General features: G+C 64.3%; 1 protein-coding gene. It reads right to left on the bottom strand.

Features of this window, described 5'->3' with window-relative positions:
• Nucleotides 1-826 (bottom strand): branched-chain amino acid ABC transporter permease (locus IVA74_RS31845; RefSeq protein ID WP_247350896.1); only part of this gene is annotated, 826 nt, incomplete at both ends.

Here is an 826-nt window from a genome sequence, read left to right as displayed (position 1 = left end):
CACCAGCTTCCAGGCTGCGCCGAGACCCAGCGCGGATTGGAGGAAATCCTGAAGGAAGAGCCAAACAGTTGCGCCGACCAGCGGTCCGAACAGCGTGCCTCGGCCGCCGATGGCCGTCTGCATCACGAGCTGGCCGGAGGTATCAAAGGTGAAGGCGTCGGGCGGCATGAAGGCCTGCAGCACGCCGAGCAGGCCGCCGGCGAAGCCCGCGTAAGCGGCTGCGATCACGAAGGCGGTCAGCTTGTAGCCGTGGATGTTGTGGCCGACGGCGGTGGCACGCAGCGGATTGTCGCGGATCGCGCTGAAGATGGCGCCGACCGGCGAGCGTACGATCCTGAGCGCAATGACGACGCCGATGAAATAGCAAAGCGCGATGAATTGGTAGAGCGACCAGCCATTGGTGAAGTGGATGGTCGTGAAGCCGAGATTGAAGCTCGGCGTCGGCACGCCGGGCAGGCCGTTCTCGCCGCCGGTGAAATCGGAGAGTGGATTGAACTCGACGAAGAAGAACACTTCCGCGATCGCCACAGTGATCATGGCGAAATAGATGCCGGTGCGGCGCAACGCGATCAGACCGATCAGGTAACCGGTCGCGGCGGCTGCAATCATGCCGATGACCAGCGCGCCCAGCACATTGCTGAAACCGGCGCGGGTCAGGAGGTAGGCGGCGACGAAGCCGCCGGTGCCGTAGAAGGCGGACTGACCGAACGACAGCAAGCCGGTGAAGCCGAACAGGATGTCGAAGCCGAGCCCGAACAGGCCCCAGACCAGGATCCGGTTCACGGTGTTCGGCGCGAAGCCGAGATGGGGCAGCACGAAGGGGGCT

Origin of the sequence: Bradyrhizobium sp. 132 (assembly GCF_023074185.1) — a bacterium.
Taxonomy (GTDB): Bacteria; Pseudomonadota; Alphaproteobacteria; order Rhizobiales; family Xanthobacteraceae; genus Bradyrhizobium.
The sequence above is the reverse complement of the archived record's forward strand: the minus strand, read 5'-3'. Positions and strand labels throughout refer to the sequence as shown.